This window comes from Streptococcus sp. V919 (genome assembly GCF_054353475.1).
In genome coordinates, this window is record NZ_JBTHHY010000001.1 from 954,293 (window position 1) to 971,533 (window position 17,241).

The 17,241-nt window shown below is 41.0% G+C and carries 17 protein-coding genes and 1 pseudogene; 2 read left to right on the plus strand and 16 right to left on the minus strand.

Features of this window, described 5'->3' with window-relative positions:
• Positions 1–111: 111 nt before the first annotated feature.
• The 7 genes from ACXYSK_RS04965 to ACXYSK_RS04995 all read right to left on the minus strand — a co-directional run bounded on the left by ACXYSK_RS04965 (position 112) and on the right by ACXYSK_RS04995 (position 8,485).
• Positions 112–1,311 (minus strand): ABC transporter permease, encoded by a 1,200-nt coding sequence (locus ACXYSK_RS04965; protein ID WP_458625261.1) that lies wholly within the window; start codon positions 1,309–1,311, stop codon positions 112–114.
• Positions 1,308–2,201, minus strand: coding sequence for an ABC transporter ATP-binding protein (locus ACXYSK_RS04970; protein WP_458625262.1), 894 nt, complete (start codon positions 2,199–2,201; stop codon positions 1,308–1,310). The genes ACXYSK_RS04965 and ACXYSK_RS04970 overlap by 4 nt, the downstream gene beginning before the upstream one ends.
• A gap of 195 nt (positions 2,202–2,396) precedes the next feature.
• Positions 2,397–4,802 (minus strand): phenylalanine--tRNA ligase subunit beta, encoded by a 2,406-nt coding sequence (gene pheT, locus ACXYSK_RS04975; RefSeq protein ID WP_458625263.1) that lies wholly within the window; start codon positions 4,800–4,802, stop codon positions 2,397–2,399.
• 130 nt (positions 4,803–4,932) lie between these two features.
• Positions 4,933–5,979: a phenylalanine--tRNA ligase subunit alpha gene (pheS, locus tag ACXYSK_RS04980; RefSeq protein WP_458625264.1), complete on the minus strand. Its 1,047-nt coding sequence runs from the start codon at positions 5,977–5,979 to the stop codon at positions 4,933–4,935.
• A gap of 277 nt (positions 5,980–6,256) precedes the next feature.
• Positions 6,257–6,973: an LD-carboxypeptidase LdcB/DacB gene (gene ldcB / locus ACXYSK_RS04985; protein WP_303943459.1), complete on the minus strand. Its 717-nt coding sequence runs from the start codon at positions 6,971–6,973 to the stop codon at positions 6,257–6,259.
• Positions 6,974–6,984: 11 nt separating this feature from the next.
• On the minus strand, positions 6,985–7,446 hold the full coding sequence (locus tag ACXYSK_RS04990; protein WP_441348499.1) for an HIT family protein: 462 nt from the start codon (positions 7,444–7,446) through the stop codon (positions 6,985–6,987).
• Between the two features lies 1 nt (position 7,447).
• Positions 7,448–8,485, minus strand: a complete 1,038-nt coding sequence (locus tag ACXYSK_RS04995; protein ID WP_235083866.1) for a M42 family metallopeptidase — start codon at positions 8,483–8,485, stop codon at positions 7,448–7,450.
• 132 nt (positions 8,486–8,617) lie between these two features.
• Between ACXYSK_RS04995 and ACXYSK_RS05000 the strand changes: the two genes are divergently transcribed.
• Positions 8,618–9,154 (plus strand): DUF1307 domain-containing protein, encoded by a 537-nt coding sequence (locus tag ACXYSK_RS05000; RefSeq protein ID WP_458625265.1) that lies wholly within the window; start codon positions 8,618–8,620, stop codon positions 9,152–9,154.
• Positions 9,155–9,202: 48 nt separating this feature from the next.
• Here the strand turns inward: ACXYSK_RS05000 and brnQ are convergent, their stop codons facing one another.
• The 6 genes from brnQ to ACXYSK_RS05030 form a co-directional block, all read right to left on the minus strand.
• Positions 9,203–10,528, minus strand: coding sequence for a branched-chain amino acid transport system II carrier protein (gene brnQ, locus ACXYSK_RS05005; RefSeq protein ID WP_458625266.1), 1,326 nt, complete (start codon positions 10,526–10,528; stop codon positions 9,203–9,205).
• Positions 10,529–10,690: 162 nt separating this feature from the next.
• Entirely contained in the window at positions 10,691–10,972 is a 282-nt protein-coding gene (locus ACXYSK_RS05010; RefSeq protein WP_458625267.1) for a rhodanese-like domain-containing protein, read from the minus strand.
• Positions 10,969–11,559: a uracil-DNA glycosylase family protein gene (locus tag ACXYSK_RS05015; protein ID WP_458625268.1), complete on the minus strand. Its 591-nt coding sequence runs from the start codon at positions 11,557–11,559 to the stop codon at positions 10,969–10,971. The genes ACXYSK_RS05010 and ACXYSK_RS05015 overlap by 4 nt, the downstream gene beginning before the upstream one ends.
• Positions 11,560–11,611: 52 nt before the next feature.
• Positions 11,612–13,012 carry a dipeptidase PepV gene (pepV, locus tag ACXYSK_RS05020; protein WP_458625269.1) on the minus strand — a complete coding sequence of 467 codons (1,401 nt, stop codon included), beginning with the start codon at positions 13,010–13,012 and terminating at the stop codon, positions 11,612–11,614.
• Between the two features lie 9 nt (positions 13,013–13,021).
• Positions 13,022–13,627: a nitroreductase family protein gene (locus ACXYSK_RS05025; RefSeq protein WP_235083860.1), complete on the minus strand. Its 606-nt coding sequence runs from the start codon at positions 13,625–13,627 to the stop codon at positions 13,022–13,024.
• A 202-nt stretch (positions 13,628–13,829) separates the two neighbouring features.
• Complete coding sequence (locus ACXYSK_RS05030; protein ID WP_458625270.1) at positions 13,830–14,330, minus strand: hypothetical protein; 501 nt, start codon at positions 14,328–14,330, stop codon at positions 13,830–13,832.
• Positions 14,331–14,467: 137 nt separating this feature from the next.
• Here ACXYSK_RS05030 and ACXYSK_RS05035 point away from each other — a divergent pair.
• A pseudogene (locus ACXYSK_RS05035) lies at positions 14,468–14,692 on the plus strand (amino acid ABC transporter substrate-binding protein); the annotation flags it as partial.
• 63 nt (positions 14,693–14,755) lie between these two features.
• On the opposite strand, the gene ACXYSK_RS05040 reads toward ACXYSK_RS05035, so the two are convergent.
• The 3 genes from ACXYSK_RS05040 to ACXYSK_RS05050 all read right to left on the minus strand — a co-directional run bounded on the left by ACXYSK_RS05040 (position 14,756) and on the right by ACXYSK_RS05050 (position 17,240).
• Positions 14,756–15,589: a metallophosphoesterase family protein gene (locus ACXYSK_RS05040; protein WP_458625271.1), complete on the minus strand. Its 834-nt coding sequence runs from the start codon at positions 15,587–15,589 to the stop codon at positions 14,756–14,758.
• A 102-nt stretch (positions 15,590–15,691) separates the two neighbouring features.
• Positions 15,692–16,588, minus strand: a complete 897-nt coding sequence (locus tag ACXYSK_RS05045) for a TDT family transporter (protein WP_458625272.1) — start codon at positions 16,586–16,588, stop codon at positions 15,692–15,694.
• Positions 16,589–16,691: 103 nt separating this feature from the next.
• Positions 16,692–17,240 carry a carboxymuconolactone decarboxylase family protein gene (locus ACXYSK_RS05050; RefSeq protein ID WP_458625273.1) on the minus strand — a complete coding sequence of 183 codons (549 nt, stop codon included), beginning with the start codon at positions 17,238–17,240 and terminating at the stop codon, positions 16,692–16,694.
• Between the last annotated feature and the right edge of the window lies 1 nt (position 17,241).

Here is a 17,241-nt window from a genome sequence, read left to right on the forward strand (position 1 = left end):
ACTCTTTATTGTACGATAATTTTCGTTATTAGTCAAAGGTTTAGAAGAAATTAATGTGAAATATTTCAGCTAATTGAAAGACCTGGGAGATACACTCTCAGGTCCACTACTTTATTTATAGCTCAAAGCTCGTTTAAAGGTTTTCCAGATGCCTAAGTCATCTGTTTGAAGAACTAAGCTAGCATACATACGGCCGATAAAGACTGTTGCAGTTACTGCAAAAATGACTGTTATAGCAAGCGAAATCCATGCTTCTAAACTACTTGCATAGCCATTAATAGCTCTAAAAGGCATAAAGAAAGTTGAGATAAATGGGATATATGAGCCAATCCTCAAAACCAAATTATCTCCAGATGTTCCTAAGGAAGTTACTCCAATAAATCCTACCATAATTAAAAGCATCAAAGGCGACAAGGCTTTACCAGAGTCTTCAGGCCGAGAAACCATCGAACCTAGAAAGGCAGCCAAAACCACATACATAAAGAGACTGACTAAGACAAACAATAAGGTATTGACTGAAAAGGCTTCTCCTAAGTGGTTTAAAATACCTGAATTTGCTAATAAGGGCATATCTTTAAAGAATAAGATTGCTACAAGTCCTCCAATGACATAAATGCCAATATGGGTCAAAATGACAAGAAGTAAAGCAATCATCCGTGCGTAGAAATAATGGCTAGCACGAATACTTGAGAAGACCACTTCCATAATTTTTGTTCCTTTTTCACTAGCTACCTCTTGAGCAGTGACACTAGCATAGGTAATCAAAATCATATAAAGAAACAAACCTAGTCCTGCAGCCGCAAAGGTCTGAACCATCTTTTTATTTTCCTTGGCTTCATCTATCTGCTCTGTGAATTGAATTGTTTGCGCCAAACGTTTTTCCTGTTCCTGAGACAAATTTGCTTCTGAACGGTTGAGTTGGGATTGAAGTTCATTCAACTTAGCAGTCACAGCTAATTTAATGCCACTCTCTAGTGAAGTCTCTCCATGATAGACCACCTTAAGTACACTATCTTCTTGATCAATGGTCAGATAACCTTTTATTTTCTCATCCTTGATAGCTTCTTGCGCACTTGCTTCATCCTTATAGTCAAAGTTAATGCCATTGGTCGACTTGAGCCCCTCTGTTACAGCAGGCACCGAACTAACTACTGCCACTTTATTATTTTGAGCTAGAGAAGAACCTTGGAGATACCCAATTCCTCCAGACAAGCCGATAAAGAGAAATGGTGAGATTACCATAAAGAAGAAACTCCAGGATTTGACATGACGTAGATAGGTTTCTTTGATTACAACCAACATATTTCTCATACTTCCACCCCTGATTCTAGTTTAAAGATTTCATCGATTGTCGGAGCTTGCTGGTCAAAGGTCGCAATATAGTGTCCTTGAGTCAAGATAGCAAAGAGCTCCTGTCCAGCATTTTCGTCATCTAGAATAAGCTTCCAAATCCCCTGCTTGGTCAAGCTAGCATGAGTGACATGTGGGAGTTTTTCCAACTCTTCCTGACTCTTTTCACTTGCAACAAAGAGACGAGTTTTGCCGTATTGATTACGGACATCTTGGACTGGTCCATGCAAGACGACACGACCATCACGAATCATCAGGATATCATCACACAGCTCTTCGACATTGGTCATGACGTGGTCAGAAAAGATAATGGTCGCTCCACGTTCTTTTTCTTTGAGGATAACCTGCTTGAGCAACTCGGTATTAACTGGATCTAAACCACTAAAGGGTTCATCGAGAATAATCAAATCTGGTTCATGCATTAAAGTAATGATCAGCTGAATCTTTTGTTGATTCCCTTTTGAGAGGCTCTTAATTTTGTCTGTCAGTTTTCCCTTAACTTCCAGTTTTTCCATCCATTGAGGGAGTTTTTCTTTGACCTCTTTTGCATCCATGCCTTTTAATGTTGCCAAATAACGCACTTGTTCAAGGACTGTCAGCTTAGGCATGAGACTACGTTCTTCGGGTAGATAGCCAATCCGAGCATAGGTTTCCTGACGGATTTCCTGGCCATCAAACTGAATCTCGCCCTGATATTCTAAAAATTTCAAAATACTGTGGAAAATAGTTGTTTTCCCAGCTCCATTTTTCCCAACTAGACCCAAAATACGTCCTGACCGTGCTTGACAATCTACACCAAACAAAACTTGTTTAGGTCCAAAACTTTTTTCAAGATTGCGGATTTCTAACATAATCTACCTCCTACGAATCTTATCCTCATTATACTCTTTTTAATAAACATTACAAGGATTTATGTACATTTTTATTGGTAGAATTCGCTTGGAATTTTTTATACAAAAATAATAAAATTCACATTTATTTATCTTTCCAATACCATGCATTTACCAAGATAAAAAAATCCATCCCAAGGGATGGATTGAAGGTTCTTAACGCACTTCTGCATTCACTTTTTCTTCGAGAGAAGCTTGGATTTTTTCCATGTAGCGTGCGACTTCTTCATCAGTCAAGCTATCTTCTGGATTTTGGAAGGTCAAGCTATAAGCCATTGACTTCATACCAAGTCCTAGTTTTTCGCCAGAGAAGACATCGAAGAGTTTGATATCAGTCAAACGCTTCACGCCAGCAGCTTTGATGGCGTCTACCACATCTTGATGAGTCACTTCTGCCTTTAGAAGAAGAGCAATATCACGGCTGACTGCTGGGAACTTAGTAATTTCCACAAATGGAGTAGCTGGTTGAAGAGATGCTTCAATAGCAGAAAGGTTAAGCTCCACTACATAAGTTTCTGGAATGTCGTAAGCCTTAGCCGTAACAGGGTGTACTTGACCGAGGAAACCAAGAACTTGGTCACCGAGTGAGATCAAGGCTGTACGTCCTGGGTGAAGACTAGTAATTTCAGAGGTTGCTGTATAAGTCACTTCCAGTCCTAGGCGAGTAAAGAGTGCTTCAAGGATTCCCTTAGCATAGAAGAAGTCAACAGGAACTGCTGCTGTTTGGAAGTCTTTTTCAGCGACTAAACCAGTCAAAGCAAAGGCGAAACTGTTGATTTCGTTTGGCAATTCTTCTTTTGGATTACCAGTTTGCTCAAAGACTTTTCCAATCTCATAAAGAGCCAAGTTTTTATTCTTACGTGCTACATTGTAGGCAACTGTATCCAAAATACCTGAAACCATATTTTGACGGAGAACTGAACGGTCCACGGTCATTGGCCACATGAGCTCTGTTAAGTTGCTTGGCTGAATCGTAAATTCAACTGCCTTTTCAGGAGTTGTCAGAGCATAAGTAATGATTTCAGTTAATCCTGCTCCCTCAGCAATAGTCCGAACTTGACGACGGAGTTTTTGTGTCGCAGTCAATTCACCAGCTGTACCATCGTCTTTTGGAAGACTGGTTGGCAAGCGGTCATAGCCATAGATACGTGCGATTTCTTCAAAGAGATCAGCTTCAATGGTGATATCCCAACGGCGACGAGGGACGCTGACAGTAAAGCGATCAGCATTTCCAGAAATTCCAAATCCAAGGCGACGGAAGACATCTTCTACATCGGCGTAGGAAAGCTCTGTACCGAGGACACGGTTGACGTCTGCAAGAGTGGAAGAAACTTCTACATCTGAAGTATCAAGCTGACCTGCTGAAACAATACCCTTACGCACAGTTGCACCTGCAAGCTCTGCAATCATGCTCGCTGCTGCATCAAGGGCTTCATTGACAGTTGCCACGTTGATGCCTTTTTCAAAACGAGAAGATGATTCAGAACGAAGGTTAAGACGACCACTAGTCTTACGGATTGATTTGCCATTGAAGACAGCTGCTTCAAGGACAACACGACTAGAGTTTTCAGAGATTTCTGTAGCTTGACCACCCATAACACCTGCAAGGGCTACTGGTTTATCAGCAACAGTGATGACTAAGTCATTTGATTCCAACTCACGTTCTTCACCGTCCAAGGTTACCAATGTTTCACCTTCACGCGCTTCACGCACACGGATTTCGCTGCCTTCAAAGGTATCCAAGTCAAAGGCATGCATCGGCTGACCAAAGTAAAGAAGGATATAGTTGGTCACGTCCACCACGTTATTGATTGGACGGATGCCTTCATTCATGAGGAGGTTTTGCAACCATTGTGGACTTGGTGCGATGGTCACATTGTCCAAGATACGGGCTGCATAGTATGGAGACTTGTCTGTGTCAATGCTGACAGAAAGAGCATCGGCTGTAGCTTGGTCTGTTTCTGAAAGAGCAAATTCTTTAAAGTTAACTGCCTTGTCATAAATCGCTGCTACTTCGTACGCTACCCCACGCATAGAAAGAGCGTCTGCACGGTTTGGAGTGATAGAAAGCTCGATAATTTCATCATCCAAGTCTAGGTAAGAGAAGACTTCATCTCCTGGAACAGCATCTTGAGGCAAGATTTGGATCCCATCTGCAAATTCCTTTGGTACAACGGAGTCAGAAATGCCCAACTCACCAAGGGAACAGATCATCCCGAGTGACTCTAAGCCACGGATTTTTCCTTTTTTGATCTTGTAGTTGTCAGCAATACGAGCACCTGGAAGAGCCACCATGACCTTGATGCCTGCACGCACATTTGGTGCTCCACAGACGATTTGACGGGCTTCTTCTTCACCCACATTGACTTGGCAGACATGCAAGTGTGTTTCTGGCACATCTTCACAAGACAAGACTTCTCCGACGACAATTTTTGAGAGACCAGCAGCAGGTGATTCCACACCTTCTACTTCGATTCCTGTGGTTGACATTTTTTCAGCCAACTCTTGTGATGGCACATCAATGTCCACCAATTCTTTTAACCATTTATAAGATACTAACATAATTCTGATTGTAAGATCCCAGTAAGAGAGACCTTTTCAATTCCTTTCTTTTTCTTTGAGGCAGTCCTCACCATTTCTCATTGAGAGAAGATGATTAGTACAGTATAGGACTGTGTTTCAGGTTTCAATCTTATTTAAACTGTTCTGAGAAGCGGACATCGCCTTGGTAGAATCCACGGATATCGTTGATTCCGTAACGAAGCATAGCGACACGCTCTTGACCAAGACCAAAGGCAAAACCAGAGTATACAGTTGCATCGATACCACTCATCTCAAGGACACGTGGGTGAACCATTCCGGCACCCATAATCTCGATCCAACCTGTTTTTTTACATACGTTACAGCCATCTCCACCACACTTGAAGCATGAAACGTCAACCTCAACAGAAGGCTCTGTGAATGGGAAATATGATGGACGCAGACGAATCTGGCGCTCTTCACCAAACATTTTGTGGACAATCAACTGAAGAGTTCCTTGAAGGTCAGCCATAGAGATGTTTTTCCCAACAACCAAGCCTTCGATTTGGTGGAATTGGTGACTGTGGGTCGCATCGTCTGTATCACGACGGAATACACGTCCTGGTGAGATCATCTTCAAAGGACCTTTAGAAAAATCATGGGCGTCCATCGCACGCGCCTGAACTGGAGACGTGTGGGTACGGAGCAAGATTTCTTCTGTGATGTAGAAAGTATCCTGCATATCACGGGCTGGGTGGTCTTTTGGAAGGTTCATACGCTCGAAGTTGTAGTAGTCTTGTTCTACTTCAAATCCATCCACGACTTGGTAACCCATACCGATGAAGATATCTTCGATTTCTTCACTAGTTTGTGTGAGAACGTGACGGTGACCAGTCGCAACTGGACGACCTGGAAGCGTCACATCGATGCTCTCACTTGCTAGTTGAGCTGCAACCTTCTTTTCTTCCAAGAGCTTAGCTGTTTCTTCAAAGGCAGCTGTTAGGACGTCACGAGCCTCATTTACGTGTTTTCCGATAACAGGACGCATTTCTGCAGAAACGTCTTTCATCCCTTTAAGGATTTCAGTCAGTGACCCTTTTTTCCCAAGGACTGAGACACGCAATTCTTGCATCTCTTTTTCATTTTCAGCAGTAATCTGCTTCAAGCTAGCTAGCGTTTCTTCACGAAGCACTTTTAATTGTTCTTCAATAGTTGACATAATTCCTCCATCAGTCGATTATCAGAAAAAAAGAAAACCACATGCCAAAAACTCCACTCGGAGCGTTGACACGCGGTACCATCCGTTTTCATCTGACAAGTCAGACCTTTATTTCTGAATCCCTGCGCAAGTGAATTCACCCAGTTTTCATATAGAGAGCTTTCAGTCACGGCTCTCCTCCCTGATATACTTCCCCTGAGATACTAGTCTTGCAGATTCCTATTTAATTACTAAATATTTTATCAAATTTCAAGCATTCTTGCAAGGTATTTTGCGCCTAATCAACATAGTCTCCACCTTCAAAGCCGTAATACTCTTCCAAACTGAGGCCACTTGCAGCAATTTCTTTGGCTTCTTTACCAACATAGCGAAGGTGCCATTCCTCAGCCATATAACCTGTCTCTTTTTCCTTACCTTTGAGGTAACGAACGACAAAGCCATAGTCTGCGGCGTGGTCTAAAAGCCATTGAGCAGCCTTTTCTTCTGTCACTAAGTTTCCATTTGTTCCTATTAGGTCAAAGGCAAGCCCAGTTTGGTGTTCACTATAGCCAGGTCTTGCAGAATAGCGGTCAGCCTCAGCCTTGCCATCTTGGTTGACATAATCCTGATACAGTTTAACCTGAGTTTCATAACTTCTAAATCCACTATAGTGGTCGCTAATCGGGAATCCTGCTTGCTGCATTGCTGCAATAAGTTTTAACAGTTCTGCCTTTGCGGTAGGATTTTCTCCAGGATTATAATCTTTGGACATAGGATAATGCTTGTTAGCTACAACAATCTCATCATACTTACCTTGAATACTGTAGTGATCTCCTTTGTCTACTACTTCTGCCTTCTTTTGGCTAGCTTCCTGAGACTTGCTACCAACAGTTCCTTCTTGTACAGTCGATTGCTCTGAAGAAGTTTTTGCGTCAGAAGTCTCTGTTTTTTCTTGTGAACAAGCTGCCAATGTCAAGGCTAATAAGCTTGACAAGACAAGATATCTTTTTTTCATGGTTTATCCTCTCATATGATAACTTTATCCAATTCAACAGATAACAATTGGATTAAGTTTTGTAATTGTTTTGGTTGCACTTGGCAATCTTCTGCTGCCATTTCTTCCCAAGGAACCCACCAGACTGGACCACGCCCATTAAGTCCGTGTCCCTTCATATCACCAGCTCGTCTTGGAAAAATATGCCAGTGAACATGAGCGTCTCCATTTCCCAACAACTCTACATTCATCTTTTCAGCAGAAAAAGCCTTAGAGACAGCTTCCTGAACCAGACTCATTTCCTCTAAAAAGCGGAGTTTGACAGTTGGATGTAGATGATGTAATTCTGTGACATGTTCCTTGACTAGAAAAAGAGTGTAGCCTTCAAAATACTGGTGGTCTCCGATGACAACATAGCCTGTTTCCAGTTCTTTTACAAAGTAGGGATTTTCCCCTGCCTTAATCAATTCAATTCGATCACAAATCAAGCACATTTTAGTTTACCAAGTCACTCTTAAGATAAGCATCTACCATACGCTCAGTAGCCACTACAGAATCAACATGAGTCCGCTCGTAAGAGTGACTAGACTCAATACCTGCACCAAGAAGAGCGTGTTTGACTTCTGCTCCAGCTGACATAGCTGCAGAAGCATCCGAACCGTAAAATGGATAGATATCTAGTTTAAATGGAATGTCTTGCTCTTTTGCTAGAGCTACCAAGTGTTGGCGGAACTCGTAGTGATAAGGACCTGAAGCATCTTTGACACAGATAGACACTGTGTACTCATCTGTCTGTTGGTCATCTCCCATTGCTCCCATATCTACTGCTAGATATTCGACAACTTGACTTGGAATACTTGAGTTAGCCCCATGCCCCACTTCTTCAAAGACTGAAAAGGCAAAATGAGTAGTAACTGGAAGCTCAATCCCTTCTTCTTTATAGACTTTAAGGAGATTGAGGAGAATAGCTGCACTCACCTTGTCATCCAAATGACGAGACTTGATAAAGCCTGTATCAGTTACGATTGTTCGAGGGTCAAAGCTGATAAAATCTCCAACTTCGATACCGAGTGTGCGTGTTTCCTTATCATTGGTTACTTTTTCGTCCAAACGTACTTCCATATTGTCCTGCGTACGTTCAGCTGTCCCCGCATCCTTGTATACATGGCAAGAAGTTTGGTGGATCAAAATCGTACCTGAAACTGTTTTTCCTGTACTAGCCACATGGACCGTACAGTTTTCACCTTCAATCATATTCCAAGGATAGCCTCCAATACGGTCCATTTTGAGGCGACCGTCTGGTTTAATAGCACGAACGATAGCTCCCAAAGTATCTACATGGGCAGTCACATAACGCTGTTGTTCGTCGTTTTGACCTTTGATTGTTACATTGACACCACCTTTAGCAGTACGGACAGGTTGATATCCAAGCTTTTCAAGCGTCTCAACCAAATAATTGGTAATTTCACGCGTAAAACCTGTTGGCGACGCGATAGCAGTTAGTTCTTTAATATATTCTACAGTTTGATTCATTTCTTCACCTCTTGCTACCATTATATCACTTTTCCCATTTTAGTATGTGTAAAAAGGAAAAACTGAAATACTTTGATAACGAAAGGAAATTATGGTGAAATAAAAGTAGTTCTTATGATGAAAGGAAAAAATATGAACAAATATTTCAAAATGACGCTTCTCTTAGCCTTACCGTTGGCATTCTTGTTGGGATGTTCTAAACAATCATCAACAGCTTCTAACTCTTCAAAAGCAGAGACAAGTGAAGTAAAAACTACTGAGGCTGAAACTACAGAAAAGAAATCTGAAGTAAAAACAGTGACCTTTGTAAATGATACTCATAGTGATCTTAATTCTACTTTAACCTATACTGTAGATGGAGATAACGTATTGAAACATTCAGGTCATAACGTCTATGACCCAGAAGCTATCGGTACTACTGCAGAAAAACTCAAAACATCCGTTGAAGAAGCTTATAAAGGTTATGAAGGTCTTAAAGGTGTTACCCATAGCATTGAGATTAAAGACGGAAAAGTCGTTCAACATACTGAAATTGACTTCACAGTTGCAAGTCTTGACGAACTTAAAAAAGCCTTACCAGATGAATACTCTGGTATTGGTGACAGTGTTAGCTTTAGCGCCTCTGAGAAAATGTTAAAAGATCTTGGATATACTGAAAAAACTAACTAATTGTCATTTTCAATAATAAAAAACCTCGGCTAATGCCAAGGTTTTTTATTATTCCATTTCAAAGGCTTCACTTTCTTGTTTATTTGGAAGAACGAGAGAAAGTAAGATTCCAACAATTGCTGGCACTAACCATGGTAGAGAGGCATCCGCGAATGGTAGCGCGTTAACGATATTTGCAAGAAAGTCAATCTTAAATGTAGATCCTAAAACACTGGCAATAGCAATGGCAGTGACAAGTCCAACAGTCAACTGCATACCTGGTTTAGAAAGGGCGATAAATTTGTTAACAATCACAATCATGACAATAGCAATCGTGATTGGATACAAGACAACTAGTACTGGAACTGAGTATTTGATAATAGCACTCAATCCAAGGTTTGCGATAGCAAAACCAATCAAGGTAAAGACAGTCGCATAAACCTTGTAGCTGATTTGTGGGAAGCGGTCGTTGAAGAATTCAGCTGTTGATACAATCAAGCCTACAGTCGTTGTGAAACAAGTCACAGTTACCATGACTGCAAGGAAAAATTGCGCTATCGAACCAAATATTTCTTGTGTTGCTTGTGACAAGATATAAACTCCTGGAGTTCCTCCTTGCATTGCTTCAGCAGTTACTGGGAAATGATTGCCTAAGAATCCTAACCCGATATAGAGAGCACTAAATCCAAGAGTCACAACGATTCCAACAACCCAAATAGTTGAAATGTATTCTTTCTTACTTGAAAATCCAAGCTGTTTCAAGGTTTGAACAGCGATAACACTAAAGGCAACAGAAGCAAGCGCATCAAGTGTATTGTATCCCTCAAGGAAGCCTGCACCAAAGGCCGAAGTTTGATAGGCACCTGATGCTGCTTGCGGTGCGTTCCCACCATATTTAAAGGCCCCAAGGATAACCAGAACAACAATCAAAATCGCAAATACTGGAGTCAAGATTCGTCCAATACGATCCAAAATCTTTGAAGGATTAAGGGCGATTAAATAGGCTGCAACAAAGTAGAGAATGGTAAAGATAATCAAATCTAAACCCTTATCTGCTTCAGCTAGAAGGGGACTAATACCGACTTCAAACGATGTTGTTGCTGTACGTGGAATGGCAAAGAATGGACCAATCGACAAGTACAAAGCTGCAAGATAAATCGTCGCAAACCATGGAGAAATTTTCTTAGAAATCTCATAGATATAACCCTTAGGATTAAGGGTCCCAATAATCAAAGTTAGGACGGCAATCCCAACACCTGAAAATACAAATCCTGCAATGGCAGGAAGGAAGTTTTCTCCAGACTGTGCGCCTAGAGTTGGAGGGAAAATCAAGTTACCTGCTCCAAAAAATATTCCAAACAGAAGTAATCCTGTTAAAGCACCTTTTTTAGTCATAAACTCTCCTTATAAAATTAAAATACTTTCTTAGTATAACATGTTTAAAGGCATGAAAAGGCTATCTCGAAATAATTCTAAAATGTTTTCAATTTTCGGAATTTTAGAGCAAAATAATTCCCTTCGAGACCTTTTCTATTTCAGTCTCAAAGGGAGTTTTTCTTATTCTAAGGCATCCATGCCACCTTGGACATTTGTAACCTCATAGCCTTGTTCTGCTAAAAATTGACAAGCGCGTGCTGAACGCATTCCTGATTTACAAATCACGTAGTAAAGTTGGTCTTTTTCCAGTTGTTTATAAGTATCAGCCAGTTGACTGAGAGGGAAATTACGAGCACCTTCTAAATGAAGAGCCTCAAATTCCTCTACTTCTCTCACATCCAGCACAGAAAGTGACTCTTTCTGATAAAGCTGGTAAAAATCGTTAAAAGTAATTTCTTTCATTTTGTTTCTCCAAGAATCTTTTTGACTATAGTCTTCAAATCAGGTAGAACTTCTTCTTCAAACCAAGGATTTTTTTTCATCCAGATTTGGTTGCGTGGTGACGGATGCACCAAAGGGAAATAATCAGGCAAATAATCCTTAAAGCGATGCACACGATCCGTTACCTTACCACTGACCTTTTCATGCAGATAATAAGCCTGAGCATACTGGCCAATCAAGAGGGTTAATTGAATATCTGGCAACTCCTTCAAAAGTTTTGGGTGCCATTTTTCTGCAAAACCTGGACGAGGTGGTAGGTCACCCGATTTCCCATGTCCTGGAAAGTAGAAATCCATAGGCATGACTGCAAAGTAACCTGAATTATAAAACGTATCTTCATCCACACCTAGCCACTCTCGCAAGCGGTCACCACTTTTATCCTTCCAGTAAAGTCCTGCTTCTTGAGTTTTGAGTCCAGGAGCTTGCCCAATGATATTGATACGAGCTGTTTTTGGTGCTGCAAATAGTGGCTCGATGCCTTGCTCAGTATAGCTGGCATTCTGTGGATCCGCCATGATGGCTTGCTTGATTTTTTCGATTTGAGACATCTGTTTCCCTCCAAAAAGAAGTCCAAGCATAAAATCTCAGACTTCTAGATCATTATTTGATCAATTCATAGATAGCTTCAGCGTAGATGGCTGCTGCACGGAAAAGATCGTCCAAGGCGATAAATTCATTAGCCTGGTGCATAGTATCGATAGAATCTGGGAACATAGCACCGTAGGCTACACCACGCTCTAATAGACGTCCAAATGTTCCTCCACCGATGACTTGTTCGTGACCTTGAAGACCTGTTTGTTTTTCGTAAACATTCAACAAGGTTTGAACAAGTGGATCTTCCATTGGCACATAGTGAGGAGTGTGACCATGCTCAGAAAGGCTAACTGAAGCAACAGGCAAGCTTTCAAGAACTGACTTGATTTGCTCTGGGCTTGTTCCTTTTGGATAACGGAAATTGAGGGCAATAGTATTGTCAGCACTTGTTTCATCAAAGCGGAAGACACCCGCATTCATAGAAAGGGCACCCATTTTTTCATCTACATGAGCAACCTTCAAATTCTTGCCTTCGTGGTCATTCAAGAGAATCTTACCAGCAATATCGATGTAGTCTTTTGCAGGTCCTTCAAAAGCAAATTGGCTGAGGAAGAGAGCGAGATAAGTCGCACCATTGACACCTGAAGCAGGCATAGCACCATGAGCTGATTTACCAATTACAGTCACCTTGTACTGACCGTTTTCTTCTTGAATTTCTCCTCTGAGTTTGTGCTCTGCAACAAAGGCGTCTAGTTTCCCTTGCAAGTCAGCTAAGTCACCTGAAACGACTGCAGTTGCTGATTCAGGTACCATGTTTTCACGCAAACCACCTGTAAAGCTGTGAAGACGTGCTGCACCAGTATTTTCACCAGCAAAGTGAAGGTATTCTGTGATATTTCCTTTTTCACCATTGATGATAGGGAATTCAGCATCTGGAGAGAAGCCAAAGTCTGGTTTTGCAAGTCCTACATGCTCAAAGTAGTAGTCCATATCTGCCCAACCTGACTCTTCGTCAGTTCCGACGATGAAACGAACTTTCTTAGAAGTTGGAAGTCCCAATTCTTTGATGATTTTCAAACCATAGTAACATGCTGTAGTTGGTCCCTTGTCATCAGAAGCACCACGCGCATAAAGACGACCATCTTTGATAGTTGGAGTGTAAGGGTCAGTGTCCCAACCACTACCTGCTGGCACTACGTCCATGTGGGCAAAGATTCCGAGAACTTCTTCTCCTTCACCAAACTCGAAATGTCCGGCATAGTTGTCGACATTTTTTGTTGAGTATCCGTCACGGTCTGCGATTTCAAGGAATTTCTCCAAGGCTTTTACTGGACCAGGTCCAAATGGATGTTGCGCATCTGCCTTGCTATCATCACGTTCTGAGTTGATTTCTAAAAGGCTAAACAAGTCAGCCAAGAGGTCTTCTTTGCGTTTTTCTACTTCTGCTGTAAAATCAATAACTGTCATTTTTTCTCCCTATCTCTTCTCGATAATTTCATCTACTGGCAAGCGGTAGCTTGGTTCTAACTTCTCATCTGTGTAACCAACTGTGATCAAAAGTTCTGGACGGAAACGTTCTTCGATTTCCAAGACTTCATTGGCTTTTGATTTGTCAAAACCAAGGATAATGTTTGAACCAATTCCCTGGTCAGTCAGTGCAAGGACCAAGTTCATAGCTACTAGTCCTGCATTAAGAGCCAAGTAGTCACTAACTTGTTGATCGCTGTAACGCTCAAACTCAGCTGGAAGATTTTTCAAGAAGTACTGAAGTTGCTCTTCTGAGAAATTGTTGGCACCACCAGTACGGGCAATCTTGCGAGCACGTTTAGCTAAGTCTGTATCTGTAAACAAGGCAATCGTTACAGGTGCAGATGCTACTTGCTCATAGTTTGCACCGTAAGCCAATTTTGCTAATTCAGCATTTTTCTTACGAACCACGACGAATTTCCAAGGCTGGCTGTTGTGGGCACTTGGTGCCAAGGTTGCGATTTCAATAGCTGTACGAACATCCTTCGGATCGACAGGTTTATCAATAAAATGCTTAGTCGCATGACGTTTTTTATTTAACTCAAGAAATTTCATAAGCAAGTTCCTTTTCTATTTCTACTGCTTCCATTTTACCACATTCTGAAAGAGCTTGCAGAGTTTTTTCATAAGTAGAGATCTTTATCCCATCTCTTAAGTAAAAATCACAAGCTTTTCAACCGCCTAACTAGCACTACATTCATAATAGAGACTTTCTGCATAAGAAAAAGTAGACGATTACTCGCCTACTTTGCTCATATTATTGCGCTGAAACAATTTTACTTGCAGATTCAATCGCTTGTTTCATGCCATCACGTGCAGTCTTCAACTGTTGGAGAAAGACATTACGTGCTTCTGCAGGAATTTCTGTATCGTCAGAACCTGCGCTTGACAAGCCATCATTAAATGCCTTTCTTGAAGTTTCTAGTGAGTTAAGAGCAGGCTCCACTTGTTGTTTATAAGCATCTTTTTGAGCCTCAGGAACTTTGTTACCGATTTCTTCAACATATTTCTTATAGCCGTCAATCAACTTACCAAAAAGAGTTTTCATATCTCCAATTGTTTTAGCGTTGTCAATTTCTTCATCTGTTAGAAGAGTAACTTCAGATGTGTTTGTCTTTGAGTTATCTGTTTGTGATGAAGCTGATGTTTGTTCAGTCGTGCTTGAAACTTTACTTGCAGAATCAGAAGATTTATTTCCACAAGCTGCTAAAGTTGCAACTGATAAGAGCACAAGGCCAGCAGTAAGAAGTTTTTTCATGACTATCTCCTTTAAATAGTTTTATGATACCTATATTTTAAAATAAAATAATTTTATTGTCAAACATTTACCGAATTATTGAAGCTAAAAAGCTCATTGAGTTCACTATTTTTAAAATCTATATTAAATTTATCGAAAATGTTCAAAAGATTATCCAAGACCGAGGTTTAGACTTGAACGTAGTTGACTTGGAAAGCAACGACAATCCAAACAACTACATCATCTTCTCAAGTGACCAAAAAGAATTTAAAGAGCAATTCGACAAGATCCTCAAAGAACTCTACCAAGATGGAACCCTTGAGAAACTCAGCAAGACCTACCTCGGTGGTTCTTACTTACCAGATCAATCTCAATTACAATAAGATATATTAAAACGATTGGCTAATCCAATCGTTTTATTTAGTATTTGTTCGTTAAAGCACCTTTTACAAAAAATCAAAATAATTCTTGACATCCTCGACATATCCATGCTTTTCAATTAAACTAGCTAACAAATCTCTATTATGGCCTTGATAGTTGTCCTCACGTCGTAATTCTTCATACATTTCGATAAAAGGAAGACCTTTGGCCTTAGCTGATTCTAGCTCTGCTTCATAATCATAAGCAACCTTACGAAATTGGATATTGACCATTTCACCATTTTCAACTTCAAGCAAGGCATACTGGGCTCGGTGATTTTTCAGCCCTTCCCAATTAAAATAAGGCATACCAATCGAACCTGGATTGATGATTTGTTGACCTTGACTACCATAGCGAAGCAACTGCTTGTGAACATGACCATAGACGGCTACATCAGTAGTTTCATCAAGTAACTGGTCAAATTTTTCGGTATCATTTTCAACCAGCAAATCACCACCATAATTTTTCTCAGGTAAATTATGTGAAAGAGAAAAGCGCAAGCCTTCTACTTCTTTCTTGGCTACCATAGGTAGATTTCTCAACCAATCAATATGCTCTGGGTTTAGACGCTCCATCAGATATCGGGTCAATCGCATAAGTTGGATTTCTTGGGGATCCTCTAAACCATATTGCCCATCTAAAGCCTCTAACACACAATCATCCCAGTTTCCTCGAACAGATGCTGTAATGGGAAGGTCTTTCAAAAGAGCCACCAAGTCATTTGCTCCCGGTCCAGGAAGAAAAATATCTCCCAGAAGCCAATATTCAGTCGCTCCCAAATTTTTAGCGTCCTCAAGCACTCCAGCTAAGGCTGTCGTGTTGCCATGAATGTCTGATAAAATTGCAATCTTATGGTTCATTTTACACACTCTCTTTATTAGTATTTATTTATTCTATCTATCCCTTACACCGTTATAGGTCTGCACCTTTCTTCATCTCACTTCTCCGTGCTAGGGGGTCTTTTAGTTTCTTAAATATCTTACATATTCTACTAATACGTAGACAAGGATTGTTAAACAAATGATCGTTTCTAACCAAACGAGGAGGTTAAGAGCTGGAAACTGTAGGATGCCCTGGGCCATTTTCAGTGAAGTTGCTGTGATAATGGTTGGGAAAGTTAGGGCTGAAAAGGCTGGTTGGAAGCCCTGTTTTAAAATTCTTGGCAAGCGACTAAGGACAAAGAAAAAGAAAGCCTGCGATGCAAGGACCATGACTAGCAAAATCCAGCTAGGAAGGTCTGGACCTCCTATCCGAACCAGTGCTGCCAACAGTAGAGAAAATGGAGCACAATAGATTCCTTCTTGTCCCAGCAAAGCTAGTGGCAATGGATTTCTTTTCAAATCTTGATAAATGAGAGGATAAAGGATAAGGGTTAAGATAAAGCCAAAAATCCAAGCTCCATAGGCAATCCCCACTATCCCCACTACTGGGTAGGTCAAGCTTGCCACTGCGATTCCCACATAAAGAACCGTCCAACTTGGCGTTGCGCTCGTCCTTGGTTTAGCTTGTACGTAATTGATAGTAAAGTAGATGATTAAGCCTGCATCCAGTAGAAAGGCAAACCACCAGAGAACCTGCGCAATGAAGTTCAAGTTAACTGGTAGAGTCCGTAGTAAATAGGTCGATAAAATCATCCCTGCCATTGGAAAGGTCGCCATACCTGATAAAAGAGGGGCTTTCTTCAACTCTTGCTTACTTTCTTGCCAATGACTGAGGTGACTTACTAGAAAATAGATCCATAGAATCAATCCTGACAAACTAAAGACGTGGGACAATAGCGGAAAAGTATCCAAGATGAGATTGCCTGCACCAGCTAAGCCCAATAAACAACCTGAAAAAGCTAAGGGAAGTTTTTTCATGTGAATCTCCAATAATAATGTTATTATCAGTATATCATAAAAACCATTAAAAAAGCATACAAAAATGGAGTCCGAACCTCTCAGACTCCATTCTTTTTATGGTTTAGGCATAAGGTTGCAACTCTGGGTTAATCGGCGTGTTAGCTAAGTTATTATCATAGTTGCAGAGGGTCGCCAAACTCACACCAAGAACGACATCTAAGGCATTTTCTTGCGTGTAGCCAGCTTCCAAAAACTCTCCGAGTGCTTCATCACCTACGCGTCCTTTGGTATTAATGACTGCCAAGGTAAATTTGGCAAGGGTATCTAACTTAGGATCTGCCTCAATCGGAGTGCGATTACGAAGGGCTTGGAGAAGATCATCATTCATCTGGATTTGCTTGATAGAAAAGGCTGTATGTCCAGCCACACAGAAGGCACAACCGTTGGTTACAGCTGCTGTGATTTGGACTACTTCGTGCTCTACGGGTGTTAAACTATTGCGACGGTTAATAGCACCTACAGTACGATAAGTTTCTAAAGCTGTTGGAGCATTTGCCAAAAGTCCGATGAGGTTGGGAATGTAGCCATTATTATCTTTTTGAACCGTTTCAAGAACATCTTTGACTTCTGCTGGTGCTGATTCTACTGTATGGATGGTAAATGTTGTCATA

Bases quoted from the DNA above. Each gene is read 5' to 3' on its own strand.
- ACXYSK_RS04965 (WP_458625261.1), bottom strand. From the start codon at position 1,311: ATGAGAAATATGTTGGTTGTAATCAAAGAAACCTATCTACGTCATGTC.
- ACXYSK_RS04970 (WP_458625262.1), bottom strand. From the start codon at position 2,201: ATGTTAGAAATCCGCAATCTTGAAAAAAGTTTTGGACCTAAACAAGTT.
- pheT (WP_458625263.1), bottom strand. From the start codon at position 4,802: ATGTTAGTATCTTATAAATGGTTAAAAGAATTGGTGGACATTGATGTG.
- pheS (WP_458625264.1), bottom strand. From the start codon at position 5,979: ATGTCAACTATTGAAGAACAATTAAAAGTGCTTCGTGAAGAAACGCTA.
- ldcB (WP_303943459.1), bottom strand. From the start codon at position 6,973: ATGAAAAAAAGATATCTTGTCTTGTCAAGCTTATTAGCCTTGACATTG.
- ACXYSK_RS04990 (WP_441348499.1), bottom strand. From the start codon at position 7,446: ATGTGCTTGATTTGTGATCGAATTGAATTGATTAAGGCAGGGGAAAAT.
- ACXYSK_RS04995 (WP_235083866.1), bottom strand. From the start codon at position 8,485: ATGAATCAAACTGTAGAATATATTAAAGAACTAACTGCTATCGCGTCG.
- ACXYSK_RS05000 (WP_458625265.1), top strand. From the start codon at position 8,618: ATGAACAAATATTTCAAAATGACGCTTCTCTTAGCCTTACCGTTGGCA.
- brnQ (WP_458625266.1), bottom strand. From the start codon at position 10,528: ATGACTAAAAAAGGTGCTTTAACAGGATTACTTCTGTTTGGAATATTT.
- ACXYSK_RS05010 (WP_458625267.1), bottom strand. From the start codon at position 10,972: ATGAAAGAAATTACTTTTAACGATTTTTACCAGCTTTATCAGAAAGAG.
- ACXYSK_RS05015 (WP_458625268.1), bottom strand. From the start codon at position 11,559: ATGTCTCAAATCGAAAAAATCAAGCAAGCCATCATGGCGGATCCACAG.
- pepV (WP_458625269.1), bottom strand. From the start codon at position 13,012: ATGACAGTTATTGATTTTACAGCAGAAGTAGAAAAACGCAAAGAAGAC.
- ACXYSK_RS05025 (WP_235083860.1), bottom strand. From the start codon at position 13,627: ATGAAATTTCTTGAGTTAAATAAAAAACGTCATGCGACTAAGCATTTT.
- ACXYSK_RS05030 (WP_458625270.1), bottom strand. From the start codon at position 14,330: ATGAAAAAACTTCTTACTGCTGGCCTTGTGCTCTTATCAGTTGCAACT.
- ACXYSK_RS05040 (WP_458625271.1), bottom strand. From the start codon at position 15,589: ATGAACCATAAGATTGCAATTTTATCAGACATTCATGGCAACACGACA.
- ACXYSK_RS05045 (WP_458625272.1), bottom strand. From the start codon at position 16,588: ATGAAAAAACTTCCCTTAGCTTTTTCAGGTTGTTTATTGGGCTTAGCT.
- ACXYSK_RS05050 (WP_458625273.1), bottom strand. From the start codon at position 17,240: ATGACAACATTTACCATCCATACAGTAGAATCAGCACCAGCAGAAGTC.